Source organism: Bradyrhizobium sp. PMVTL-01 (genome assembly GCF_051861855.1).
Lineage (GTDB): Bacteria > Pseudomonadota > Alphaproteobacteria > Rhizobiales > Xanthobacteraceae > Bradyrhizobium.
The window spans coordinates 1,149,626-1,171,927 of the sequence record NZ_CP193982.1; the positions used below are offsets into that span (position 1 = coordinate 1,149,626).

The 22,302-nt window shown below is 65.1% G+C and carries 24 protein-coding genes and 1 riboswitch; of the genes, 9 read left to right on the top strand and 15 right to left on the bottom strand.

Features of this window, described 5'->3' with window-relative positions; genetic code table 11:
* Nucleotides 1-46: 46 nt before the first annotated feature.
* Nucleotides 47-2,104, bottom strand: coding sequence for an excinuclease ABC subunit UvrC (gene uvrC / locus ACRQ5Q_RS05395; protein WP_439396371.1), 2,058 nt, complete (start codon nucleotides 2,102-2,104; stop codon nucleotides 47-49).
* 254 nt (nucleotides 2,105-2,358) lie between these two features.
* Here uvrC and ACRQ5Q_RS05400 point away from each other — a divergent pair, with 254 nt between their 5' ends.
* Nucleotides 2,359-2,982, top strand: coding sequence for an outer membrane protein (locus tag ACRQ5Q_RS05400; RefSeq protein ID WP_439396372.1), 624 nt, complete (start codon nucleotides 2,359-2,361; stop codon nucleotides 2,980-2,982).
* A 102-nt stretch (nucleotides 2,983-3,084) separates the two neighbouring features.
* Here the strand turns inward: ACRQ5Q_RS05400 and ACRQ5Q_RS05405 are convergent, their stop codons facing one another.
* The 4 genes from ACRQ5Q_RS05405 to ACRQ5Q_RS05420 form a co-directional block, all read right to left on the bottom strand.
* Complete coding sequence (locus ACRQ5Q_RS05405; protein WP_008544396.1) at nucleotides 3,085-3,300, bottom strand: cold-shock protein; 216 nt, start codon at nucleotides 3,298-3,300, stop codon at nucleotides 3,085-3,087.
* Between the two features lie 253 nt (nucleotides 3,301-3,553).
* Nucleotides 3,554-4,414, bottom strand: a complete 861-nt coding sequence (locus ACRQ5Q_RS05410) for a 23S rRNA (adenine(2030)-N(6))-methyltransferase RlmJ (RefSeq protein ID WP_439396374.1) — start codon at nucleotides 4,412-4,414, stop codon at nucleotides 3,554-3,556.
* 165 nt (nucleotides 4,415-4,579) lie between these two features.
* Nucleotides 4,580-5,272: a ribonuclease T2 family protein gene (locus ACRQ5Q_RS05415; protein ID WP_439396376.1), complete on the bottom strand. Its 693-nt coding sequence runs from the start codon at nucleotides 5,270-5,272 to the stop codon at nucleotides 4,580-4,582.
* A 119-nt stretch (nucleotides 5,273-5,391) separates the two neighbouring features.
* Entirely contained in the window at nucleotides 5,392-5,853 is a 462-nt protein-coding gene (locus ACRQ5Q_RS05420) for a hypothetical protein (RefSeq protein WP_439371125.1), read from the bottom strand.
* Between the two features lie 182 nt (nucleotides 5,854-6,035).
* On the opposite strand from ACRQ5Q_RS05420, the gene ACRQ5Q_RS05425 reads away from it, so the two are divergent.
* Nucleotides 6,036-6,329 (top strand): hypothetical protein, encoded by a 294-nt coding sequence (locus ACRQ5Q_RS05425; RefSeq protein WP_439371124.1) that lies wholly within the window; start codon nucleotides 6,036-6,038, stop codon nucleotides 6,327-6,329.
* Nucleotides 6,330-6,373: 44 nt separating this feature from the next.
* Nucleotides 6,374-6,904, top strand: coding sequence for a DUF3617 domain-containing protein (locus tag ACRQ5Q_RS05430; protein ID WP_439371122.1), 531 nt, complete (start codon nucleotides 6,374-6,376; stop codon nucleotides 6,902-6,904).
* 206 nt (nucleotides 6,905-7,110) lie between these two features.
* Here ACRQ5Q_RS05430 and ACRQ5Q_RS05435 read toward each other — a convergent pair whose 3' ends face one another.
* The 3 genes from ACRQ5Q_RS05435 to ACRQ5Q_RS05445 are packed head-to-tail and all read right to left on the bottom strand — an operon-like array spanning nucleotide 7,111 to nucleotide 9,786.
* On the bottom strand, nucleotides 7,111-8,496 hold the full coding sequence (locus ACRQ5Q_RS05435; RefSeq protein WP_439371120.1) for an ATP-binding protein: 1,386 nt from the start codon (nucleotides 8,494-8,496) through the stop codon (nucleotides 7,111-7,113).
* A gap of 19 nt (nucleotides 8,497-8,515) precedes the next feature.
* Nucleotides 8,516-9,247, bottom strand: coding sequence for a response regulator (locus tag ACRQ5Q_RS05440; RefSeq protein WP_283023652.1), 732 nt, complete (start codon nucleotides 9,245-9,247; stop codon nucleotides 8,516-8,518).
* Nucleotides 9,244-9,786, bottom strand: coding sequence for a MarR family winged helix-turn-helix transcriptional regulator (locus ACRQ5Q_RS05445; protein ID WP_439371118.1), 543 nt, complete (start codon nucleotides 9,784-9,786; stop codon nucleotides 9,244-9,246). The genes ACRQ5Q_RS05440 and ACRQ5Q_RS05445 overlap by 4 nt, the downstream gene beginning before the upstream one ends.
* A 340-nt stretch (nucleotides 9,787-10,126) precedes the next feature.
* Here ACRQ5Q_RS05445 and ACRQ5Q_RS05450 point away from each other — a divergent pair, with 340 nt between their 5' ends.
* The 5 genes from ACRQ5Q_RS05450 to ACRQ5Q_RS05470 all read left to right on the top strand — a co-directional run bounded on the left by ACRQ5Q_RS05450 (nucleotide 10,127) and on the right by ACRQ5Q_RS05470 (nucleotide 14,429).
* Entirely contained in the window at nucleotides 10,127-11,209 is a 1,083-nt protein-coding gene (locus tag ACRQ5Q_RS05450) for a branched-chain amino acid aminotransferase (protein ID WP_439396378.1), read from the top strand.
* A 173-nt stretch (nucleotides 11,210-11,382) separates the two neighbouring features.
* On the top strand, nucleotides 11,383-11,901 hold the full coding sequence (locus tag ACRQ5Q_RS05455; protein ID WP_439396380.1) for a DUF2314 domain-containing protein: 519 nt from the start codon (nucleotides 11,383-11,385) through the stop codon (nucleotides 11,899-11,901).
* Nucleotides 11,902-12,089: 188 nt separating this feature from the next.
* Nucleotides 12,090-13,604 (top strand): histidine--tRNA ligase, encoded by a 1,515-nt coding sequence (gene hisS, locus ACRQ5Q_RS05460; RefSeq protein WP_439396382.1) that lies wholly within the window; start codon nucleotides 12,090-12,092, stop codon nucleotides 13,602-13,604.
* A 54-nt stretch (nucleotides 13,605-13,658) separates the two neighbouring features.
* Entirely contained in the window at nucleotides 13,659-13,913 is a 255-nt protein-coding gene (locus ACRQ5Q_RS05465; protein ID WP_439399692.1) for a tautomerase family protein, read from the top strand.
* 111 nt (nucleotides 13,914-14,024) lie between these two features.
* The gene (locus ACRQ5Q_RS05470; RefSeq protein ID WP_439371112.1) at nucleotides 14,025-14,429 is read left to right on the top strand and encodes a thioesterase family protein; all 405 of its coding nucleotides are present in this window, start codon (nucleotides 14,025-14,027) and stop codon (nucleotides 14,427-14,429) included.
* A 95-nt stretch (nucleotides 14,430-14,524) separates the two neighbouring features.
* On the opposite strand, the gene proC is transcribed toward ACRQ5Q_RS05470, so the two are convergent.
* Together proC and ACRQ5Q_RS05480 are read right to left on the bottom strand one after the other, a co-directional pair.
* Nucleotides 14,525-15,349: a pyrroline-5-carboxylate reductase gene (gene proC, locus ACRQ5Q_RS05475; protein ID WP_439396383.1), complete on the bottom strand. Its 825-nt coding sequence runs from the start codon at nucleotides 15,347-15,349 to the stop codon at nucleotides 14,525-14,527.
* A gap of 225 nt (nucleotides 15,350-15,574) precedes the next feature.
* Nucleotides 15,575-16,075, bottom strand: a complete 501-nt coding sequence (locus ACRQ5Q_RS05480) for a YbjN domain-containing protein (protein ID WP_439396385.1) — start codon at nucleotides 16,073-16,075, stop codon at nucleotides 15,575-15,577.
* Between the two features lie 406 nt (nucleotides 16,076-16,481).
* Nucleotides 16,482-16,655, top strand: a riboswitch (FMN riboswitch).
* A gap of 78 nt (nucleotides 16,656-16,733) precedes the next feature.
* Here ACRQ5Q_RS05480 and ACRQ5Q_RS05485 point away from each other — a divergent pair.
* Nucleotides 16,734-17,294 carry a 6,7-dimethyl-8-ribityllumazine synthase gene (locus tag ACRQ5Q_RS05485; protein WP_439371107.1) on the top strand — a complete coding sequence of 187 codons (561 nt, stop codon included), beginning with the start codon at nucleotides 16,734-16,736 and terminating at the stop codon, nucleotides 17,292-17,294.
* 262 nt (nucleotides 17,295-17,556) lie between these two features.
* On the opposite strand, the gene ACRQ5Q_RS05490 is transcribed toward ACRQ5Q_RS05485, so the two are convergent.
* From ACRQ5Q_RS05490 to lgt, 5 genes are all read right to left on the bottom strand, one after another.
* Nucleotides 17,557-18,510, bottom strand: a complete 954-nt coding sequence (locus ACRQ5Q_RS05490; RefSeq protein ID WP_439396387.1) for a ribose-phosphate pyrophosphokinase — start codon at nucleotides 18,508-18,510, stop codon at nucleotides 17,557-17,559.
* Nucleotides 18,511-18,706: 196 nt separating this feature from the next.
* Entirely contained in the window at nucleotides 18,707-19,333 is a 627-nt protein-coding gene (locus ACRQ5Q_RS05495; protein ID WP_439371106.1) for a hypothetical protein, read from the bottom strand.
* Nucleotides 19,334-19,446: 113 nt separating this feature from the next.
* Entirely contained in the window at nucleotides 19,447-20,214 is a 768-nt protein-coding gene (gene pgeF, locus ACRQ5Q_RS05500; RefSeq protein WP_439371104.1) for a peptidoglycan editing factor PgeF, read from the bottom strand.
* The gene (locus ACRQ5Q_RS05505; protein WP_439396389.1) at nucleotides 20,214-21,329 is read right to left on the bottom strand and encodes a class I SAM-dependent methyltransferase; all 1,116 of its coding nucleotides are present in this window, start codon (nucleotides 21,327-21,329) and stop codon (nucleotides 20,214-20,216) included. The genes pgeF and ACRQ5Q_RS05505 overlap by 1 nt, the downstream gene beginning before the upstream one ends.
* 21 nt (nucleotides 21,330-21,350) lie before the next feature.
* Nucleotides 21,351-22,193, bottom strand: a complete 843-nt coding sequence (gene lgt, locus ACRQ5Q_RS05510; protein WP_439396391.1) for a prolipoprotein diacylglyceryl transferase — start codon at nucleotides 22,191-22,193, stop codon at nucleotides 21,351-21,353.
* Nucleotides 22,194-22,302: the final 109 nt, after the last annotated feature.

Genomic DNA, 22,302 nt, shown 5'->3' on the forward strand with positions numbered 1-22,302 from the left:
TGGGATGCGGGACGCGACGCCCTTATGACCATGGCTCCCCTTTATTTCACCCCGGCTGGGGATGGAAATACTCGAAAATCCTGCGGGCGCTTTCGGCGCTCACCCCTGGAACCTTGCCAAGGTCGGCGATCGAGGCCCGTTCGATCTCCTTCAGGGTTCCGAAATGGTGCAGCAAGGCACGTTTGCGTGACGGGCCGATCCCCGGAATCTCCTGCAAGCCGGCCTCGCGGATGTCCTTCTTGCGCAGCTTGCGGTGCGAGCCGATGACGAAGCGGTGGGCCTCGTCGCGCAGGCGCTGGATGAAATAGAGCACGGGATCGCGCGGCTCCAGCTTGATCGCCTCGCGATCCGGCATGAACAGGGTTTCGCGCCCGGCATCCCGGTCCGGCCCCTTGGCGACCGACATCAGCGATACCTGGGTCAGGCCGAGATTGGCAAAGATTTCGCGCACCGCGTTGAGCTGGCCGCGGCCGCCGTCGATGATCACGAGGTCGGGCCATTGCGGGAAGTCGTCGTCCTTGACCTTGGCGCCCTCCTCGGGCGGATTGATCAGGCGCTTGAAGCGGCGCTCCAGGACCTCGCGCATCATGGCGAAGTCGTCGCCCGGCGTGATCCCTTCCGACTTGATGTTGAACTTGCGGTACTGGTTCTTCACGAAGCCGTTGGGGCCGGCGACGATCATGGCGCCGACAGCGTTGGTGCCCTGGATGTGGCTGTTGTCGTAGACCTCGATGCGCTTGGGCGCATGCGGCAGGCTGAGCGTCGCGGCCATGGCGTCGAGCAGGCGGCTCTGGGTCGCGGTGTCCGCGAGCTTGCGGCCGAGCGCCTCGCGCGCATTGGTCAGCGCGTGGGTGACGAGCTCCTTCTTCTCGCCGCGCTTGGGCGCGGTGACCTCGACCTTGTGACCGGCCTTGGTCGCGAGCGCGTTGGCGAGCAGCTCGCTCTCCTCGATCTCATGCGAGAGCAGGATGACCCTCGGCGGCGGCTTGTCGTCGTAGAACTGGGCGAGGAACGAGCCGAGCACTTCCTCCGGCGTAAAGGTCTTCTCCGCGCGGGGGAAATAGGCGCGATTGCCCCAGTTCTGGCCGGTGCGGAAGAAGAACACTTCGACGCAGAAGAAACCGCCTTCCTGGTGGACGGCGAACACGTCGGCTTCCTCCACCGTGCGCGGATTGATGCCCTGCTGCGACTGGATCGCCGAGAGCGCGGCGAGGCGATCGCGGTAGAGCGCGGCGCGCTCGAACTCGAGCTCGCTTGAAGCCTTCTCCATCTCGCCAGCAAGCTCCTGCTTCACCGCGTGGCTCTTGCCGGAGAGGAAATCGCTGGCCTCGCGCACCAGCGTCGTGTAGCCGCCGAAGTCGATCTCGCGGGTGCAGGGACCGGCGCAGCGGCGGATCTGATAGAGCAGGCAGGGCCGGGTGCGGCTCTCGAAGAAGGAATCGGTGCAGGAGCGGATCAGGAACGCCCGCTGCAACGCTGTGATGGTGCGGTTGACCGCGCCGGCGGAGGCGAACGGGCCGAAGTAGCGCCCGGGCCGGGTCTGGGCGCCGCGATGCTTCAGGATCTGCGGCGCCCAATGGTCGCCGGTTATCAGGATATAGGGAAACGACTTGTCGTCGCGCAGCTGCACGTTGAAGCGCGGCCGCAGCTGCTTGATCAGGTTGGCTTCCAGCAGCAGCGCCTCCGTCTCGGTGCTGGTCGAGACGATCTCCACCGTCACGGTGGCCGCGATCATGCGCAGGATGCGCGCCGGCTGCGGCGCGCTCTGGCGCGCGTAGTTGGACAGGCGCTTTTTGACGTTCTTGGCCTTGCCGACATAGAGCACGTCGGCGTTGGCATTGAGCATGCGGTAGACGCCGGGCGAGGTCGGGGCGAGGCGGACCGCGCGCTCGATCGCCTCGTGGCCGGTCGCCAGCGGCTCTTCGCCGACCGCGCCGCTCTCCTCGAGGATGTCAGGCAGCAGCGCATCGTCCTCCTCGTCGCCGCCTGCGGTGGCGGGATCGACGTCCGGCGATGCCAGCCCCCCGGGCGGCGCGTCATTCGCTGCGGTGTGCGGCGATTTGCGCGCGCGGTCGTCCGGATTGTCGGTGGAATCGTGAACCATGGGGCGAATTTAGGCGCTGGGGGTGCCGATTTGAAGTTCCGGCCATGCCGCACACACAGGATGGCGGCGCAGTTCCCGGTAACGCTCGCTTAAGCCTGTTAACAGCGCGGTAACCCGGCTTAACAGCCCTTTAACTTAAAACTCTCGATAAATCCTGCGCGAAAAGTTCTTGGTTCCGTAACCATGCGGTTTTGCCTCGCGCGCGGCGCCGCCACGCTTCGCACCGGTTGCGGCAGTTGCGTTGGAGTTGAGTGATGAAGAGGCTCGTTGTGGGCGCAGCCGCGTTGGTTGCTGCCGGCTGGACGGCTTCGGCAGGGGCCGCCGATATGAATTATGGAGGGCCCGCGCCCTATACCGTCAACCAGCCGCTCAATGCGTATAGCTGGGCCGGTCCGTATCTCGGCGGCAACATCGGCTACGAATGGGGCTCGGTCGACAACAACCCCGCAAAGCCGTCCGGCTTCGTCGGCGGCGTCCAGGCCGGCTACAATTTCCAGAACGGTGCGTGGGTGTTCGGCGTCGAGGGCGACATCCAGGCTGCCGGCGCCGACGATACCTTCGCGCCGTGGAAGTTCTCCAATCCGTGGTTCGGCACGCTGCGCGGCCGCGCCGGCTATGCCTTGAGCAACGTGCTGTTCTACGGCACCGCGGGCCTTGCCTTCGGCGAGCTGCGCGCGCAGACCTTCGGCTGGACGGAGTCGCACACCACCGCCGGCTGGACCATCGGTGCCGGCGCGGAAGTCGGCCTCACGCCGAACTGGAGTGCCAAGCTCGAATATCTCTACATCGATCTGTCGACGAGCCAGTTCGCAATCACCGGCGTGTCGAACGGCTACAGCGCCAGCGTCGTGCGCGCAGGCGTGAACTATCGCTTCTGATAGCTGAACAAGAAAATACCGGACCATAGCCTCCCGGCCGTTCGCGGCCGGGATTTTTTTGCGTCAGGTGCTTTCGCGTCAGGCGTTTCGCGGGCAAGCCCGCTAGGAGAGGATCACCAGGTTGACTGCCTTGGGTCCCTTCCCCTTCTTGTCCGGTTCGACTTCGAAAGTAATGCGCTGTCCTTCGGCAAGGTCTTTCAGTCCCGCACGCTCTACAGCCGTAATATGTACGAAGACATCGCGACCGCCGTCATCAGGCTTGATGAAGCCGTAGCCGCGCTCTCCGTTGAAGAACTTAACTGTTCCCGTCATGGCCATCGGGAAACTCCCCCTCATTGCTCCTCCGTCGCGACGCAGACGCGCGTCACGACATGACCGGGCGTTACGAAGCCCGGGAGAGCTGGCCGTCCTTGGTCGGACCTCGTCGGCCCGGCAGGATCTTTCTTAGGCCTTCACTCCGCCGCAACCATTCGCGGAAGCGGAACGTAAAGCCAGTCACGGAAACAGCATAATACGGTTCTTTGCGGATTGACTACCGCTACTGCATATTTTTCCCAAGAATGGCGGAGTGTTACGGCCTTGGCACCTCTAATCGGAATCTGGCAGCTCCGCCCTGGCCGAGCGGCATTTCCAGCTCGGGCAGGATGGTCTTGAGCTCGCCTTGCAGCGTGTAGGGCGGATTGACGATCAAAAGCCCGGTCGAGGTGAGGGGCCCGCCATCGGCTTGCGGTGCGGCGCTGAATTCGAGGCGCAGGCATTTGCCCGGTGGTTTTGCTGCGGCTGCGAGCCGCGCCACTGATTGCGCCAGCGTGTCGGTGGCGCGGCGGTTCTTGGCCGGATACCAGATTACATAGATACCGGTCGGCCATTTCGCGAAGGCTGGCGAGAAGGCTTCGCCCAGCCGCTCGAACTCGTCCTTGGCCTCGAACGGCGGATCGATCAGCACGAGACCGCGCCGTTCTTTCGGCGGCACGAAGGCCGGCAGCGCCACCCAGCCGTCGAGATCCACCACGCGAGCCTGCTCGTCGCGGCGCAGCACGTCGATCAGCCCCTTGCGCGCCTTCGGCTCGAGCTCGCAAGCGACGAGGCGGTCCTGCGGCCGCAACAGACCGCGCGCGATCAGCGGCGAGCCTGGATAGGCCTTGAGCTCGCCCCTCGGATTGAAGGCGCGGACGATGTCGAGATAGGGTTTGGTCAGCGCGACGGTCTCGTTCGACAGGCGTGCCTGCATCACTCGCGCGATGCCGGTCAGCCACTCGCCGCCGCGCCGCGCCTCGTCGCTTTCGAGATCGTAGAGGCCGGCCCCGGCGTGGGTGTCGATGACGCGGAACGCCCCCGGCTTGTCCTGCAGATAGGTGATGATGCGCGCCAGCACGATGTGCTTGATGACATCGGCGAAGTTGCCGGCGTGGAAGGCGTGGCGGTAATTCATGGCGGAGAGTTACGACATCCCGCGATGAAAGTAACTCCCGTCATTCCGGGGCGGTGCGCAGCACCGAACCCGGAATCCATCTGCAGCAGCGTTTGTGGCGAGATGGATTCTCAGATGCGCAATTGCGCATCATAGTTCGCGCTTCCGCGCGCCCAATGACGAACTCTAGCCACCCCTGATCGGCGGCATCGTCACCTGGTCGCGGCGGCAGGCGCGGCGGTCGATCTCCTCGCAGGCGCGGAATTGCAGGTCCTTGCTGAGGCAGATGCGGACTTCGGACAATCGCGTGCGGTTGCAGGTGACCGAGATGGCGGCGCTGCTGAGGCCCGGATTGGCTTTGATGAAGGCCTCTTCGACGTCCCCGGGGGCCACGGTCTTGGCCTGCGAGAGATCGAGATATTCGGCCGGGATCTTGATCGCGGCGCGCGCTTTGCGGATCGTCTCGAAATAGCTGCGGTCGGCCAGACCCGAGCAGGTGCCGTGCTTGTCCCACTCGTTGAAGATCAGGCCCGGCGCCGGCATCAGGTCGAGCATCGAGGAGACGATGCTGCGGTTCAGCCGCGGTGCCGGGCGCTGGCAATATTCCGGAAAGCCGTTTTCATATTGCGGCCACAGCCCGTGCACCACGAACGCGTAGGGCCGGCCGCTGCATTGCATCTGGGAGCGGCCGCCACGCTCGGCCGCTTCCTCGCAGAACGAGGGCGACCATGACAGCGACAGCACATAGAAATCGAATTCGCCCGGCGCGTTCTGCCGCTTGTCCTGGGCTTTCGCGCCGCCGGCGAGCGAGGCCAGCCCGGCGGCGAGCGCGAGTGAGATCACAAGACGGGAAAACGAACGCAATCTGGCATGAAACATGGCGACGCCCCTCAACTAGACTGTGCAAGCGAGCCTAGCAGGCGATGAGAACATTTCAAGAACAAATTTCGAGCGCCGACCGTTCGACCGCTTGATCGGGCCGAATCAGGCTTTTCGAATCAGGGCCTCGCGGCGCGGCAGGCCGGGTTGTAGGCCCAGTTGCGGTCGAGCCCGACCACGCACCATTCGACGCCATTGCCGTAGCCCGCAAAGCCGCCATCCTCGATGATCGAGAAATGCACCTTGCGCACCTTGCCGTCAGTGAGCATGGCCTCGCCGGTGCAATAGCGGCGCGGGATGTTATCGGACTGCCAGGGCCGGAACGCGATCTCGCGAACGGCCGCGAAGCCCGTGATCTTCAAGGAGGAATTCCAGAACGAGCTTTCCTTTTCCCAGAACTGCGTGGCGATCGTCGGCAGCGCCTTGTCGCAATCGGTGACGGCGCCGTCATAGCGCGGCCCGCTCAGCCAGAAGTTCAGCTCCAGCGGATTGGCGGCCCGGGCCTCGCTGAGCGACAGCGCCCCGAACATGAGGCCGAGCACGGCGGCGAAGCGGAGCGATTTGAAGGAGGGGGTGCGCATGGGCAATCCGGACTGCTGGGTCTTGCGAAGCTCGAACGGTGCCGCGAAGGCCGGAAGAGGTCAAGTGCAGCGCGGCAACACTTCGCCAGGAGTTGACCAGAACGGCGCGGCCGGCCGGCCTCGGTTCTTTTCACTTCGGTCCCGGCACCGTAAACTGGCGCGAACCAATTGGAGTGACGGGAATGCGAATCATTACGGCCGCGGGCCTTCTTGCCCTGGGTATGATGGCGAGCCAGCCGGCGCGCGCCGATATCCTTCCGGTGCCTCCGTTCAAGGGCAACGACACCGGCGGTATCATCGCCTATTCGATGGCAAGCCAGGTCGATGCGCGGCAGGTCGCGGTCGATCATTGCGCGCGCTACGGCAAGGTCGTCAAATTCCTCGGCGTGCAGGCCTACGAGGGCGGTTACATCTCGTTCTCCTGCCGCTGGGTGCCCTATGGCGCCGCCGACCAGCCGATCCGCACGCTCTACTGAGGCGTCGTCGTAACGTCGCAATCTGTCAGCCGGGAGCTTCCCACATGGCGCGCAAACTCGCTTTGCTCGGCTCGGCCCTTTGCCTTGTGGTGTCGGCTGGCAGTGCATCTGCCGACGATCTGCCCCAGCGCAAGGCCGGCCTCTGGGAAATGAAGCTGGTCACGAGCGGCTCGCCCGTGCCCGAGATGACCATGCAGCACTGCACCGACGAGACCGTCGACAAGGAGATGAGCAACAACGTCTCGCCGATGGCCAAGCAGGTCTGCGCCAAGCAGGAGATCAAGAAGACCGCGAGCGGCTATGTCAGCGATTCCGAGTGCAGCGTCGCCGGCGTCAGCACGATCTCGCATGCCGAGATCACGGGCGACTTCAATTCGGCCTACACGGTGAAGACCTCCTCGCATGCGCAAGGCGGCGTCGCCGGCGCTGCGGGGCGCGATACCACCATGACGCTGCAAGCGAAGTGGTTAGGAGCCTGCAAGCCGGACCAGAAGCCCGGCGACATCGTCATGCCAGGCGGCTTCAAGATGAACGTGCGCGACATGGACAAGCTGAAGGCGCTGCTGCCGAAGTAGGTGAGATGGTCGTGAGACCGTAGCCCGGAAATTGGTGCGCTCCCTCGCCCCTTTATTACGGTGAGAGGGTTGAGCTGAGGGCCTCTCACCAGACGTGAGATCGATGAGAGACCTGTACCCCCTCACCCGGATCGCGCCGGACGATGCTGCGCATCGCCGGGGGCGATCCGACCTCTCCCGCAAGCGGAGAGAGGTGGAGAGGCTACCTACACCGGTATCCTCACGCTCGCCCGCAATCCACCCATCGCGCTGTCGCCCAGCGTGATGTCGCCGCCATGGGAGCGGGCGATATCGCGGGCGATGGCGAGGCCAAGGCCGGTGCCGCCTTCGTCCTGGTTGCGGGCATTGTCGAGCCGCAGGAACGGCTTGAACACCTCTTCGCGCAAATGCGCCGGGATACCCGGGCCGTCGTCCTCGACCGTCACGGTCAAATAACGGTGATCGCGCTGGCCGGTGATGGCGATGCTCTTGCCGTAGCGCGCCGCGTTGGTGACGAGGTTGGCGAGGCAGCGCTTGAACGAGGCCGGCTTCACCGTCACCACCGGCAGGCCATTGAATGCCACGGTCGCGGTGTGGCCGTGGCGCTCGGCGTCGCTGCGCAGCTCCTCGAGCGCCTGTGCCATGTCGGTCGGCTGCGACTGCTCGCCGGAATCCCCGCGGGCAAAGGCGAGGTAATCCTCCAGCATCATCGACATCTCGTCGACGTCCTTGCGCATGCCCTCGAGCTCGGGGTTTTCGCCGATCAGTGCCAGCTCGAGCTTGAAGCGGGTCAGGATGGTGCGCAGATCGTGGCTGACGCCGGCGAGCATCGCGGTGCGCTGCTCCATCGTGCGCTCGATGCGCGACTTCATCTCGAGGAAGGCGACCGCCGCACGCCGCACCTCGCGCGCGCCGCGCGGCCGGAAGTTCGGCGCCTCGCGGCCCTTGCCGAAACTCTCCGCGGCATCGGCAAGCCGCAGGATCGGCTTGATCTGGTTGCGCAGGAACAGCACCGCGACGATCAACAGGATCGACGACGTGCCGACCATCCAGAACAGGAAGATCTCCGAGTTCGAGGCATAGGCAGCGCTGCGCTGCGCGAACACGCGCATCACGGCATCGTCGAGCTGGATGCGGATCTCGACGAGGTTGGAACGGCCGACCGTGTCGATCCAGAACGAACGGCCGATCTGGCGGCCGAGCTGCACCGACAGCGTCTGGTCGAGCAACGAGAAGAACGGTTTCGGTCCCGGCGGCGGCATGTCGCCGGCTGGCAGGAAATCGACCACCAACTGCAACCGCTGCCCAATGCTCTTGAGCTGCGCGCGGTCCTTGTCCTGCGGATAGCTTTTGTAGACGTCGATCAGTGCGGCGATGTCCTGCACCACCGCAGCCGACAGCCGTCGCGTCACCGTGTTCCAGTGCCGCTCCATGAACACGAAGGCGACCACGGTCTGCAGGATCACCATCGGCACGATCATGATGAGCAGCGCGCGGGCATAGAGGCCGGTCGGCATCCAGCCCTTGAACGCGTTGCCCATCCAGCCATTGGCGGCGGAGACGCGGCCGGCGGCGCTCTTCAGAAGCGTCAGGCCGGTATCGATCGTGCTCATTTAGTGCGCTTCACTTGATCTATGGCGAGGCCACCAGACGATAGCCGATGCCGCGCACCGCCTGCAGGAACAGCGGATTGGCCGGGTCGGTCTCGATCTTGCGCCGGAGGCGGTTGATCTGCACGTCCACGGCGCGCTCGTTGACGCTGCCATTGCCGGTCAGCGCGCTGCGCGGCACGGTCTCGCCCGGCGTCTCCGAGAGAATGCGCAGCATCTCGCGCTCGCGGTCGGTGAGGTGGATGACCTCCTCGCCTTGTCGCAATTCGCCGCGATCGAGATGGTAGACATAGGGACCGAACGCGATCTTCTCGACGGTCGCGGCCTGCTGCGGCGGCGCGGCGCGCTTGAGGATGTTGTTGATGCGCAGCGCAAGCTCACGCGGCTCGAACGGTTTTGCGACGTAATCGTCGGCGCCGATTTGCAGGCCCTCGATGCGAGCCTCCGCCTCGTGGCGCGCCGTCAGCATCACGATCGGCACCGAGGAGGAGGTGCGGATGAAGCGGGCGAGGTCGAAGCCGGTTTCGCCCGGCATCATCACGTCGAGGATCAAGAGGTCGAAATGCAGGCCCAGCAGTTTCGAGCGCGCATCGCCCGCGCTTGCCGCGGTGGTGACGCGGTAGCCCTCGCTGGCGAGAAAGCGCGAGAGCAGGTCGCGGATACGGCGGTCGTCGTCGACCAGCAGCAGATGCGGGGCATCGTCGGCCGGTTGCACCGGCGGACGGGCGAGCGTGGCTGCGAGCGGCACGGTCACTCCTTCGATTCTTGATTGACGGAGGCGAAGATCGTCTCGAGCACCTTGTCCGGATCGTCGCGGTCGATCATCGCGCGCAGGAAGCGCTTCACCGTCTCGGCGTCCTGCGGCCCCATCTCGGCGAGTGCCTTGGTGATCCGCGTGGTCTGGAGCCCGGCGAGCTTCTGCACCAGCGCCTCGCCCTTCGGCGTCGCGTAGAGCAGGCGCTGGCGGCGGTCATTGTCGCCGGTCTTCTGCACGATATAGCCCTCGTCCAGGAGCTGCTTGAGCACCCGGCCGAGCGACTGTTTTGTGATGCGCAGGACGTCGAGCAGGTCGGCAACCTTCAGCCCGGGATAGCGGTAGACGAAGTGCATGACGCGGTGGTGGGCCCGACCGAAGCCGAACGCCTCCAGTTCCTGGTCGGGATCACCGACGAAATCGCGATAGGCGAAGAACAGCAGCTCGATGATATCCCAGCGCAAATTGCCTCCGTCGCCTGCGGCAGGCCTGGACCCGGCGGCATCTTGAGGGGGAGTCGCGAAATTTATGTCAGGCATATTGACGTTTCTTGGGTTCAATGTTACAAAAGGATCGGCCCGCACGAAATTTTAGATCGTTTCGCACCGGGTGGCATCGTAGCAGGGCGGCCGGAGAGAGCCGGACAGGCGGCGACGGCCGAAGCAGATCTACCGTGCGATTGTCGAGCGGCATTTCGGCAAAACATACTGGACTTCCGCCTTCCGCAAAAGCATGTCCTCGGCGACGTATGCTGGCCACGGAAACCGGCCGTAACATGGCTGGCGGCGGTCCGGCCAGAAACCCAATCAAGCCAGCCGGCCCCGAAACGGGCAGGAGGGCGCCAGAATAGCGCCGCCACCGGCAGCGGGAGGCAAGGACATGAGCATGAAATTCGACATCCAGCCCGCATCCAATCCGACTCCTGAGAAGGACCGCATCGCCAAGCTGGTGGACCCGGGATTCGGACGGGTCTTCACCGATCACATGGCGATCGTCCGCTACAACCAGGCCAAGGGCGGCTGGTACGAGGCCCGCGTCGAGGCGCGCGCCAACTTCCAGCTCGATCCTGCCGGCGCGGTCCTGCACTATGCCCAGGAAATTTTCGAAGGTCTCAAGGCCTACAAGCGAGACGACGGCGGCGTGAACCTGTTCCGTCCCGACGCCAATGCGCGGCGCTTCAAGGATTCCGCCGACCGCATGGCAATGGCGGAGCTGCCCGAAGACGTCTTCATCGAGGCGGTCGAGCAGGTCGTGCGCATCGACCGCGCCTGGATGCCGGGCGGCGAGGGCAGCCTGTACCTGCGCCCCTTCATGATCGCGAGCGAGACCTTCCTGGGCGTCAAGCCGTCGTCCGAATACATCTTTGCAGTGATCGCTTCGCCGGTGGGTTCATACTTCAAGGGCGGGCCTGCTCCGGTGTCGATCTGGGTGTCCGAGAACTACACGCGCGCTGCGATCGGCGGCACCGGCGCCGTCAAATGCGGCGGCAATTATGCCGCGAGCCTGCGCGCCCAGGCCGAAGCGATCCAGCACGGCTGCGATCAGGTCGTCTTCCTCGACGCAGTCGAGCGCCGTTACATCGAGGAGCTCGGCGGCATGAACATCTTCTTCGTGTTCGACGACGGCTCGCTCTCGACGCCGCCGCTCGGCACCATCCTGCCCGGCATCACCCGCGACTCCATCATCGCGCTCGCCCGCGATGCCGGCAAGATGGTGCGCGAGGAGCCCTATTCCCTCGACCAGTGGAGCAAGGATGCGGCCTCCGGCAGGCTCAAGGAAGCCTTCGCCTGCGGCACCGCCGCCGTGATCTCGCCGATCGGCAAGGTGCGTTCGGTGAGCGGCGATTTCGAGATCTCGGGCGGAGCCGCCGGCCCCGTCGCCATGGGCCTGCGCAAGCAGCTCGTCGACATCCAGTACGGCCGCACCAACGATCCGCATAACTGGATCCGCAAGGTGTTCTGATGCCTGGTCCCGGACCGAGTGCCGGGGCCAAGCTCGCAAAAGGATCGGCGGCGCATCTTCCGGCGAAGGCGGTGCGCTCCGTTTTTGCCGGGAGTTCAACCTTTAGTTGTTGAAAGTGTCCTCGCAACTATATCACAATGGCTGGGACATCAAGGTTCTCAGACGTTGCGATCATGCCAGCCTCTCTCCCCCTGCCGATCAAATGGGCCCTATCCGCTGTCGTAACGGCAGTGGCCGTCTTCGGTGTTCTAACATTGGGGCCTGGGCCGACGGTCGAGGTGGCGGACCGGGTCATCAGCGTGGCCGACACAGACGCCGAGATGAATGCCGCGATCGCTCGCGCACGTGCGACGCTACCTGTCTTCTGGGCTTCCTATGAGGCGCCAAAACGGATGGAGACGGATCACTCTCTCAAGGTGCGATTTCGGACGGTCGGCAATGACGAGCACGTCTGGATGAGCGACGTGAAGAAGCTTGCGAGTGGCGAATATACCGCGCGTTTCGCGGACACGCCTCGGAACCTGCCAGAAAAACGGTTCGGAGACCTCGCCGCGTTCAAGGATGCCGACATCTCGGACTGGATGTTCATGCGCAACGGCAAGATCGTCGGCGGCGAAACCATCAAGCCGCTGCTCAAATCCATGCCGAAATCCGACGCCGACGCGCTCCGGGCGCGGATGGAGCAGCCGTGAATTCTCTTCCCCTCTCCCCGCCTGCGGGGAGAAGTAGGGTGAGGGGGAGTCTCCGCAGGGGCGGTGACAGTTGGACTCGCGAAGAGTCCCCCTCACCCGGTCGCTTCGCGGCCGACCTCTCCCCGCAAGCGGGGCGAGGTGAGAACACCCCGGTTGCTCCCCCGCGTGTCGGCTGGTAAACGCCGCGCATGGCCGAGAAACCCAAAAAACCGCAGAAACTGAAGGCGCGACTGCCGCGCGGGCTCGAGGATCGCGATCCCGCCGCGATCCGGGCGACGCGCGAGATGGTCGAGAAGATCCGCGCCGTCTACGAGCTCTACGGTTTCGAGCCGGTGGAGACACCGGCGATGGAGTTCACCGACGCGCTCGGCAAGTTCCTGCCCGATCAGGATCGCCCGAACGAGGGCGTGTTCTCGTTCCAGGACGACGACGAGCAGTGGATCAGCCTGCGCTACGACCTGACCGCGCCGCTGGCCCGCTACGTCGCCGAGAATTTCGACACGCTGCCAAAGCCCTATCGCAGTTACCGCGCCGGCTACGTGTTCCGCAACGAGAAGCCCGGCCCCGGTCGCTTCCGCCAGTTCATGCAGTTCGATGCCGACACGGTCGGCTCGGCGACCCCGGCGGCGGATGCCGAGATCTGCATGATGGCGGCCGACACGATGGAAGCGCTTGGCATTGCGCGCGGCTCCTATGTCGTGAAGGTCAACAACCGAAAAGTGCTCGACGGCGTTCTGGAGGCCATCGGGCTCGCCGGCGCCGAGAACGCAGGCCGCAGGCTGACCGTGCTGCGCGCCATCGACAAGCTCGACAAGTTCTCCGTCGACGAGGTGCGCAAGCTGCTCGGTCCCGGGCGATGGGATGGCGGCGAGGAAGGCAAGGGCGACTTCACCAAAGGCGCCAACCTCGGCGAAGCTGAAGCTGACGTTGTTCTCGCCATCACCAGGCCGCGCGAGGATTGGAAAGAGGCGATTGCCGCCGCGGAAACCTACCTCGCCAAGAGCGAGATTGGTCAAGCTGGCGTGAGCGAGCTGGAAGAAATTGCAAAACTGGTGACGGCGTCGGGTTACGGCGCGGACCGCATCAAGATCGATCCCTCCGTCGTGCGCGGCCTCGAATATTACACCGGCCCCGTCTACGAGGTCGAATTGCTGCTCGACACCAAGGACGAGAAGGGCCGCCCGGTGCGCTTCGGCTCGGTCGGCGGCGGCGGCCGCTACGATGGCCTCGTCTCGCGCTTCCGCGGCGAGCCGGTGCCGGCGACCGGATTTTCAATCGGGGTCTCGCGGCTGCAAGCCGCGCTGACGCTGCTCGGCAAGCTCGACACGCGGCCCGAATCCGGGCCCGTCGTCGTCACCGTGTTCGACCGCGACCGCGTCGCCGACTATCAGAAGATGGTGGCAAGCTTGCGAGGTGCCGGCATCCGCGCCGAGCTCTATCTCGGCAATCCCAAGAACATGGGCAACCAGCTCAAATATGCCGACCGCCGCAACAGTCCCTGCGTCATCATCCAGGGCTCGGACGAGAAGGCGCGTGGCGAGGTGCAGATCAAGGACCTGGTCGAGGGTGCGAAGGCAGCCGCCGCGATCGCTTCCAACCAGGAATGGCGCGGGACCCGCCCGGCGCAGTTCTCCTGCGGCGAAGCCGATCTCGTCACGAAAGTGCGTGAAGTCCTCGCGCGCCATGACGTGAGCTGGGGCTAGCCATTCCTCCATCGGTCATGCGCGGGCTTGACCCGCGCATCCATCTTTCAAATGATGAATGGCCGGGATAAGCCCGACCGTGACGACAGCAGCAGGGAGAAGACAATGCCTGAGATCACCATCAGCATGGCCGAGGGCCGCACCGACGAGCAGAAGGCCGGCATGATGCGCGACATTACGCAGGCGCTGGTGAAGAATCTCGGCGTCGAAGCCGACGCCGTCGTCATCCAGATCAATGAAGCCCCGCTCCGCCACAAGATGAAGGGCGGCAAGACCTTTGTAGAGCGCGCGGCGGCGGCGAAGAAGTGACGCGTTAGCGTCATTCCGGGCAGCCCGTCAGGGCTGAACCCGGAATCTCGATCGACAATCTCCGGATTCCGGGTTCGCGCTTTGCGCGCCCCGGGATGACGAGCAAGCAGCATGGACGCACGCGACTTCATCAAGATCGGCATGAGCGCCGAGCGCACGCTGGTGGTGCCTGTGGAGCGCACGGTCGGGCATTTCGTGCCCGGCATGCCTTTTGTGTATGCGACGCCGATGATGATCCTGGAGATGGAGATGACATCGGGCGATGCGATCCGCGCCGCGCTTCAGCCGGGCTGGGTCACCGTCGGCACCGAGGTCGACATCCGCCATCTCGCAGCTGCCTTGGTCGGCGCGACAGTGCGGACCACCGCAAGCGTCGTTGCCGTCGAGCGCCGCGTCATCCGCTTCGAGGTCGAGGCATTCGAGGGCACGCGCAAGCTCGGCGAAGGCCGGCACGCGCGCGGGCTCGTGAATGTCGAGATGTTCAACAAGCGATTAGCCGCCGCCTCGAAATCGTAAGGGCGGGCAAAGGCGCGAAGCGCTGTGCCCACCATCCCTCCCCAATCCCGATTGAGGCGGTGGCACGCTTTGCTTTGCCCACCCGACGGCACTTTCTACTTCGCCAATTCCTCCGACCGCTTCGTCGCCGCCGCGATCGCACGGATCATCAGATCGCGCAGGCCCGGCTCGCCCATCAGCACGCCAAGCGCCGCGGCCGTGGTGCCGCCGGGCGAGGTGACGTTCTGGCGCAGAGTTGCGGAGGGGAGCTCCGACTGGTGCAGCAGTTCGCCGGAGCCGGCGACGGTCACGCGCGCGAGCTTGGTCGCCAGCGCTTCAGGCAATCCCGCTTCGACGCCGGCGCGCGCGAGTTCTTCTGCGAGCAGGAACACATAGGCCGGGCCCGAACCGGAGACGGCGGTCACCGCGTCCATGAGGCCCTCGTCCTCGACCCATTCGACCGAGCCGGTGGCACGCAGCAGCGCGTCGGCCACGGCGCGCTGCGCGACGCTGACGGTCTTCGCCGCAACGGCAACGGTGATGCCGCGGCCGATCGCGGCCGGCGTGTTCGGCATCGCGCGCACCACGGCACCGCCGCAGACCTCCTCGAGCGAGGCGATCGTGGTTCCCGCCATGATCGAGACCACCGAGGTGTTTTCCGACACGAATGATTTCAGCCTGGCGCCGGCCTCGCGGAACATCTGCGGCTTCACCGCGACGACCAGCGTCTCGACGGTGCCTGCGGCCTTCACGTCGGGATTGAGCGCGACGCCTCTGGCGGCAAGCGCGGTGATCTCCGGCGAGATGTACGGATCGATCACTGCGACGCGGCGCGGATCGAGTCCGCCTGCCAGCCATCCGGCCAGCATCGCGCCGCCCATCTTGCCGGCGCCGGCGAGCAGGATGGTGCCGGTGATGTTTTGAAGGGTGCTGTTTGCCACTGGGGTCACCACAAACAGAGGTGTCGTCCCGGCCTGGTGCGCAATTGCGCACGGGGGCCGGGACCCATGACCACGAGTTCTAGTGGATGGAGGTCCCGGCAACAAGCCGCGTGCCACAAGCGAAATCACGCGGCATGGATCGCGGATCTGCGCGCGCTTCGAGCGCGTTTGTCCGGGATGACGTTGGGAGGGAGCACCGGCTCTCTCCTACGTGGTGAGCGCGTCCTACGCCTCGCCCACCGTGTCGAACATCGCCGCGTCCATGGCCTGCGCGGTGGTCTTGCCCGCCCACACCACGAACTGGAACGCCGGGAAGTAGCGCTCGCAGGCGTGGATGGCGCCGGCCAGCATGGCCTCGCATTGCGCGGTCGAGGCGGTGAGGCCGCCCGGCAGCACCAGGGCCTGGCGGTGCATCACCATGCCGGTGTTGGTCCACAGATCGAAATGGCCGACCCACAGCTGCTCGTTCACCGCGGCGACGAGCCGCTGCACTTCGTTCCGCCGCGCGAGCGGAATCTTCATGTCGAACGCGCAGGCCAGATGCAGCGCCTCGATCTCGCCCATCCAGGTGAAGGAGAGCTGGTAGTCGGTCCATTGTCCCTTGGAGACAATCGTGAGCTCATCTTCGCCGGAGCGTTCGAACGGCCAGTTGTTGCTGGCAGCGATATCCTCGACCACCGCGAGCGGATGGTTTCGGGAATCGATGTTGCCTTCGAGCAGGGACATGCCGTCTCGACCTCTTGCCTTCTTGTTGTCGTTGATACGCACGCGGTTGGGCCCGGCGCGCGCTCCCTAAACGCTACGCGATCCCCTCGGATCAGCGCGGGCCTGTCGCGGATCAAGTGATGTGATTTGCGGAATCTGCGCAACCGGGTCGCGAGTCCGTCCACAAGCCAGGACTCGTTCGTCCACAGCTCATCTCCGCCACAATTCTTAACGCAGGAAGCCGCAATCCGGACGGAGGAGAACAAACCGGAATCGGATTCGAGCGGGCCGGCCAATCGTTAATTCCGCGGGGTGAGGCTGGATGGCCATAGCGGCATGGGACCATGCGCTTTTCCCATGCGGAACGCGCTTGCTGTGACCGCCGGCAGGCGTCATATTTCCGGTCAGGCCGTTCATTCCGGACGGCCGATGTTCTCAGGGCGGGGTGAAAGTCCCCACCGGCGGTAAGGGCCGAAAGGCCCAAGCCCGCGAGCGCCTTCTCCCAAGGACTTCCTGAAAAGGTCTTGTCCGAAGGGAAGGGTCAGCAGATTCGGTGCAACTCCGAAGCCGACGGTTAAAGTCCGGATGAAAGAGAACGGTCGGTGGCAGACGCATCGCGAGGATGCGGCTGTTTGTCGTTCCGTGTGCCCTGATTCTGGTCCTTGAACCGAGGAAAGCCATGAATCAGATGTTGCAAGATCCCCAAGCCGAAACGTCCGAAGTCACCCAGCCGCCGGTTCCCCAGGATCCGGCACCCGCGCATCCGCGCTTCGCCAAACCGCAGCGGGTGGCCTTCGTGCAGGCCTGCTGGCACCGCGACGTGGTCGAGGAAGCCCGCATCGCCTTCATGAAGGAGGCCGAGGCACGTCACCTCACCCATGTCGACGTGTTCGAGGTGCCGGGCTCGTTCGAGATCCCGCTGCACGCGCAGGTGCTCGCCAAGACGCGGCGCTACACCGCGATCGTCGCCGCCGGCCTCGTCGTCGACGGCGGCATCTATCGCCACGAGTTCGTCGCCGACACCGTGATCAAGGCGCTGATGGACGTTCAGCTGCGCACCGAGGTCCCGGTGTTCTCCGCGGTGCTGACGCCGCAGCAATTCCACGAGACCGAGGTGCACTACGATTTCTTCCGCAGGCATTTTGCCATCAAGGGCGTCGAGGTCGCGGCCGCCTGCGCCGAGACGTTGCACGGCCTGGAGCGCCTGCGCGGCCAGGTCGCGGCGGGGATCGTGGGGTAGGATGTCTCTCCCTCTCCCCGCTTCCCAGGGCTATCGCATTTGGCTCTTTGCGCGAGCTGAGCGCGCGCCTCGTCCTTCGAGACGACCGCTTCGCGGTCTCCTCAGGATGGGGCTAAGTGGCATCAGAGCCCGTTGAATTGGCGAAACGTACTCGGTCCTCATCCTGAGGGCCCGCCAACGGCGGGCGTCTCGAAGGATGGCCACAGGCGATATCACTCCCATATGCGATTCCCCTGCCGCAAGCGGGGAGAGGCGAAGGAAATCAGTCGAACAGGCTCGACACCGACTCTTCCGCAGCGGTGCGCGCGATCGCGTCCGAGATCAGGCTGGCGATCGGCAGCGTGCGGATGTTCGACGCCTTGGTCACCGCTTCGGTCGGCAAGATCGAGTCGGTGATCACCAGCTCCTTCAGCCTGGAGCCCGCGATGCGGGCGGCGGCGCCACCGGAGAGCACGCCATGGGTGATGTAGGCGTAGACGTCCTTGGCACCCTTGGCGATCAGCGCGTCGGCCGCATTCACCAGCGTGCCGCCGGAATCGACGATGTCGTCGACCAGGATACAGCTGTAGCCGGAGACGTCGCCGATCACGTTCATGACTTCGGATTCACCCGGACGCTCTCGGCGCTTGTCGACGATGGCGAGCGGGGTGTTGATGCGCTTGGCGAGGCCGCGGGCGCGGGCCACCCCGCCGACGTCGGGCGACACCACCATCACCTTGCCGAGGTCGAAACGTTCGCGGATGTCACGCACCATCAGGGGGGCCGCGAACAGATTGTCGGTCGGGATATCGAAGAAGCCCTGGATCTGGCCGGCATGCAGGTCGAGCGTCATGACGCGGTCGACGCCGGCATGGGTGATCAGATTGGCGACGAGCTTGGCCGAGATCGGCGTGCGCGAGCCGGAGCGGCGGTCCTGCCTGGCATAGCCGAAATAGGGGATCACTGCGGTGATGCGGCGCGCCGAGGAGCGGCGCAGCGCGTCGGTGATGATCAGCAGCTCCATCAGATTGTCGTTGGCCGGAAACGAGGTCGACTGGATGATGAAGGCATCCGAGCCGCGGATGTTCTCCTGGACCTCGACGAAGATCTCCATGTCGGCGAAGCGCCGGACCACGGCCTTGGTCAGCGGCATGTTGAGACCTTGCGCGATCGCCTGGGCGAGTGCCGGATTGGAGTTGCCGGCGACGAGCTTGATAGAGCCGTTCTTGGCCGACATGGACGCTTCCTCCCGCGCTTTGCTGGATACGACGTTCAACATCAGAAAATACCCACTGACAGCACGGTTACGACGGGCGAGGAAATATCAGGCCGGGGGCCGCAATGGCAACCCGGGACGCTACGTTTTCCCTTTGAAATCCCGAGTCCGGCCAACGGCTTGGCCGCAAACTGGGCCCGTGGTTTAGCGGGGGTTATCACTCGGCATAGCTGAGCGCCGAGGCTGGCATGTCCGGCACCGGGCTCTCCTTGATCACGCTCGCCACCGCCGGTCCGCGCAGGCCCGGGACAGAGCCCGGGATATCCGGCGTCCCATTGATCATGTTGGAAAGTCCGCTGAATCCGGCCTGGGCGATCTTCCGCAGCACGAGGTCATCGGCCGCGGCCCAAGGATCGCGGGGCGCATCGCGAGCGCCCTTGGCCGAGGTCGGTTCCTCGCCGGAGAGGCGCAGCGCCCGCTGCTGGTTGGCGTCGTAGACGTCCCAGACCCAGGCGATCACGGTCTTGCCGCGCACGACCTGGGCGGAGAGGTAGCTGCGCACGCGGTAGGCAGCCGTCCCCTCGCGGGAGACGACGGAGAGGCTGCGCAGCTTGGATTCGCTGTCGAGCACGCCGACCATGCGGTCGAACACCTGCGGCGGCGGCCCGTCGATGGATTCGAAGGCGACCGTCGCTCCCGAGCCGGTGCTCGGCGCCATCGCATAGGAGGTGGCGGCACCGCCACCGCCACCGGCGCAGCCGCCGAGCGCGGCCGCTGCTACCAGCAGCACGACCGCCAGCACGCGCGAACCCGCGCGGCCGAAGATGAATGACGCATCCCTCATTATGGAGGGCAGCGATATCGTTAAAATCGATTAAGGTCTAGGGCGGAGGCGACACAACACACGGTGATCCCGTCAGAGCATCGCCCCGGAATGACACGGGGTTGCTCTTGTGTTCACGCTTCGAGCGCGATCGCGTGAACGTGCCGGCCGTAATCCGGCTCCTTGCGATGCACCGAGCGGCGATAGCTGAAGAAGCGCTCGTCGGCGTAGGTGTCGAGACCCAGGTCGTCGATCATCAGGATGCCCGCGGCTTCCAGTCGCTTGCGGATGAAGCCGGCGAGATCGAACATCGCGTGTCCCTCGCGTACCGACGGGATGAAGAACACCGCGTTGTCCGCATCCGCCTCGATGAAGCGCGCGACGAACTCGTTGCCGACCTCGTAGCTCTCCTGGCGGATCAGCGGACCGATCGCGGCGATGATGCCGCTGCGCGTGGCGCCGAGCTTCTCCATGGCCGAGATCGTCGATTCCAGCACGCCGGTCAGCGCGCCTTTCCAGCCGGCATGTGCGCCGCCGATCACGCGCGCATTGGGATCGACGAACAGCACCGGCCCGCAATCGGCGGTGGAGACGCCGAGCGCGATGCCGGGCGTCTTCGTCACCAGCGCGTCGCCCTTCGGGCGCGGTCCGCTCGGCCACGGCATTTCGGCAACGAGCACGTCGGGCGAATGGATCTGATGCAGGCTGACGAGACGTTCCGGCGTGACGCCGACATGCTCCGCCATGCGGCGGCGGTTCTCCGCGACGAGGGCCTGATCGTCGTTGGAGCCGAGCCCGCCGTTCAGCGCCGAGTAGATGCCGCTGGAGACACCGCCCTCGCGGGTGAAGAAGGCGTGGCGCAGGCCGGGCACCGCCGACAGCAGGGACGAGGCAACAGTCATCAATGTCCTCCGGCGTGTTCGAGATCGCTGAGGCCGGCAATGCCTGTCAGCCGCGGCTCGGAGATGCCGAGCACCTTGAACATCGAGCCCATGCCGCTGCGTCCCGTGTCGGTCAGGCGCTTGAGCGCCACCGAAATGTCGGTGGCGACCTCCGGCGTCGCCTTCTGCATCAGCGCCGCCGCGCGGGTGTCAATGCCGACGCGCTTGAGGAAGTCTCCTTGGGTCACCGGACCGTGCACACGGGCGCCGACATCCTCGGCTGCGCGCGCCAGCGCCTGGAAGTCGACATGGGCGGTGACGTCGGCCTGGCCTGGCGCCTTCAGGGGATCGGTGAAGGTGTGGCGCGCGATCGCCTGGAAGGTGTCGCCGACATCGCTGCGCAGGTGGCCGTAATCGATGATCAGCGCCGCGCCGTCCTGGTCGCGTACGCGCGTGGCGAGCTTCATGATCTCGCCGTCCGGTCGCCATTCGAACACGGCGCCGACCGGGGCGGCGCGCACCAAAGGCGGCAGCAGCACGTCGAAGCGTGGCGTCGGCTCGGACGCCACGCCGAATTGAAGCTTGCCGTTCGGGTCGATCTCGATCACGCGCTCGTGCCAGCCGTTCTCCCCCTTCACCATCTGGTGGATCGGCAGCACGTCGAAATATTCGTTGGCGAGGATGACGCTCGGCCCCTCGGGCACGTCGTCGATGCTGTCGTGCCAGGCGATGTTGCGCACCCCTGCCAGCGTCGCGCTCTGCCGCTCGCGCAGCACCGGATTGATCTCGACCATGTGGATATGCAGCGCCTGGTACAGCGGCGGCAGCACGCGAAGCGCGCGCAGCGCATCCGCCATCATGGTGCCGCGGCCGGGGCCGAGCTCGATCAGCCGCAAAAATTGCGGCGAGCCCATCTGCTTCCACACCGAGGCGCTCCACAGGCCCAGGAGCTCGCCGAACATCTGGCTGACTTCTGGGGCCGTCGTGAAGTCGCCCTCACGGCCGAGCGGATCGCGCGCGACGTAATAGCCATAGCGCGGATGCATCAGGCACAGTTCCATGTACCGCCAGACCGGCATCGGGCCTGAGGCTTTGATCAGCGCCTTGATCTCGTTGAGTAGCGGCTGCTCGGTCACGGCGTGCTTTCTCGAAATGAATTAACGAACGGCCTCGGTCGGCTTCGGCGCACCGCGCCGCGCTGCCAATACAATAAGTATGAGGCCGACAATAAGCATCGGGATCGACAACAGCATGCCCATCGTTAATCCGCCCCAGAGGAAGCCGAGCTGGGCGTCCGGCTCGCGGAAATGCTCGCCGATGATCCGGGTCAGGCCGTAGATCAGGATGAAGCTGCCGAGGACGAGACCCGGCCGCTTCAAGGCGCCGCTGCGGATCATCACGGCGAGCACGGCGAACAGCAGCAGCCCCTCCATGCCTGCCTCGTAGAGCTGGCTCGGATGGCGCGGCACGTCACCGCCGCTCGGGAAGACCATGGCCCAGGGCAGGGTGGGATCGGCGGGACGGCCCCACAATTCGCCGTTGATGAAGTTGGTCAGCCGCACCAGGAAAATCCCGATCGGCGCAACGCCGCAGGTGATGTCGCCGAGCGACAGGATCGAGATGCCGTTCTTCCGGGCGAACCACATCACCGCGACGACGCAACCGAGGAAGCCGCCGTGGAAGGACATGCCGCCTTCCCACAATTTGAAGATGGCGGCCGGATGCTCGATGAAGAAGGGCAGATTGTAGAACAGGACGTAACCGCTGCGGCCGCCGACGATGATGCCGAGCGTCACCCACAAGATGAAATCGTCGATCTGCACCAGGCTGATCGGCGATGAGCCGGCCCACAGCCTGTCGTTCTTGATCAGTGCGCGGGCGTAGAGCCAGCCGAACGTGATCCCGCAGATATAGCCGAGCGCATACCAGCGGATCGCAAATGGCCCGATCTGGAGTGCGATCGGACTGAACGAGGGAAAGTCGATGAGCAGGAAGGGCATCGCGCCTTGTATGTCTGGACGAGATTGCGGCAATAGAGCGCCAGCAGACGCCGCATGATTCTGCTTATGCCGGGACGTTGAATACGATTGCAAGGAAACCGGGGCATGA

Excerpts from the sequence above, each read along its gene's own strand:
- ACRQ5Q_RS05405 (WP_008544396.1), bottom strand. The coding sequence starts at position 3,300 with ATGGCCATGACGGGAACAGTTAAGTTCTTCAACGGAGAGCGCGGCTAC.
- ACRQ5Q_RS05400 (WP_439396372.1), top strand. The coding sequence starts at position 2,359 with ATGAAGAGGCTCGTTGTGGGCGCAGCCGCGTTGGTTGCTGCCGGCTGG.
- ACRQ5Q_RS05465 (WP_439399692.1), top strand. The coding sequence starts at position 13,659 with ATGAATGGCCGGGATAAGCCCGACCGTGACGACAGCAGCAGGGAGAAG.
- ACRQ5Q_RS05495 (WP_439371106.1), bottom strand. The coding sequence starts at position 19,333 with ATGAGGGATGCGTCATTCATCTTCGGCCGCGCGGGTTCGCGCGTGCTG.
- ACRQ5Q_RS05455 (WP_439396380.1), top strand. The coding sequence starts at position 11,383 with ATGCCAGCCTCTCTCCCCCTGCCGATCAAATGGGCCCTATCCGCTGTC.
- ACRQ5Q_RS05445 (WP_439371118.1), bottom strand. The coding sequence starts at position 9,786 with ATGCCTGACATAAATTTCGCGACTCCCCCTCAAGATGCCGCCGGGTCC.
- uvrC (WP_439396371.1), bottom strand. The coding sequence starts at position 2,104 with ATGGTTCACGATTCCACCGACAATCCGGACGACCGCGCGCGCAAATCG.
- ACRQ5Q_RS05425 (WP_439371124.1), top strand. The coding sequence starts at position 6,036 with ATGCGAATCATTACGGCCGCGGGCCTTCTTGCCCTGGGTATGATGGCG.
- ACRQ5Q_RS05490 (WP_439396387.1), bottom strand. The coding sequence starts at position 18,510 with ATGTCGGCCAAGAACGGCTCTATCAAGCTCGTCGCCGGCAACTCCAAT.
- ACRQ5Q_RS05415 (WP_439396376.1), bottom strand. The coding sequence starts at position 5,272 with ATGTTTCATGCCAGATTGCGTTCGTTTTCCCGTCTTGTGATCTCACTC.
- ACRQ5Q_RS05485 (WP_439371107.1), top strand. The coding sequence starts at position 16,734 with ATGAATCAGATGTTGCAAGATCCCCAAGCCGAAACGTCCGAAGTCACC.
- ACRQ5Q_RS05480 (WP_439396385.1), bottom strand. The coding sequence starts at position 16,075 with ATGTCCCTGCTCGAAGGCAACATCGATTCCCGAAACCATCCGCTCGCG.
- ACRQ5Q_RS05470 (WP_439371112.1), top strand. The coding sequence starts at position 14,025 with ATGGACGCACGCGACTTCATCAAGATCGGCATGAGCGCCGAGCGCACG.
- ACRQ5Q_RS05430 (WP_439371122.1), top strand. The coding sequence starts at position 6,374 with ATGGCGCGCAAACTCGCTTTGCTCGGCTCGGCCCTTTGCCTTGTGGTG.
- ACRQ5Q_RS05435 (WP_439371120.1), bottom strand. The coding sequence starts at position 8,496 with ATGAGCACGATCGATACCGGCCTGACGCTTCTGAAGAGCGCCGCCGGC.
- ACRQ5Q_RS05420 (WP_439371125.1), bottom strand. The coding sequence starts at position 5,853 with ATGCGCACCCCCTCCTTCAAATCGCTCCGCTTCGCCGCCGTGCTCGGC.
- hisS (WP_439396382.1), top strand. The coding sequence starts at position 12,090 with ATGGCCGAGAAACCCAAAAAACCGCAGAAACTGAAGGCGCGACTGCCG.
- ACRQ5Q_RS05450 (WP_439396378.1), top strand. The coding sequence starts at position 10,127 with ATGAGCATGAAATTCGACATCCAGCCCGCATCCAATCCGACTCCTGAG.
- pgeF (WP_439371104.1), bottom strand. The coding sequence starts at position 20,214 with ATGACTGTTGCCTCGTCCCTGCTGTCGGCGGTGCCCGGCCTGCGCCAC.
- lgt (WP_439396391.1), bottom strand. The coding sequence starts at position 22,193 with ATGCCCTTCCTGCTCATCGACTTTCCCTCGTTCAGTCCGATCGCACTC.
- ACRQ5Q_RS05410 (WP_439396374.1), bottom strand. The coding sequence starts at position 4,414 with ATGAATTACCGCCACGCCTTCCACGCCGGCAACTTCGCCGATGTCATC.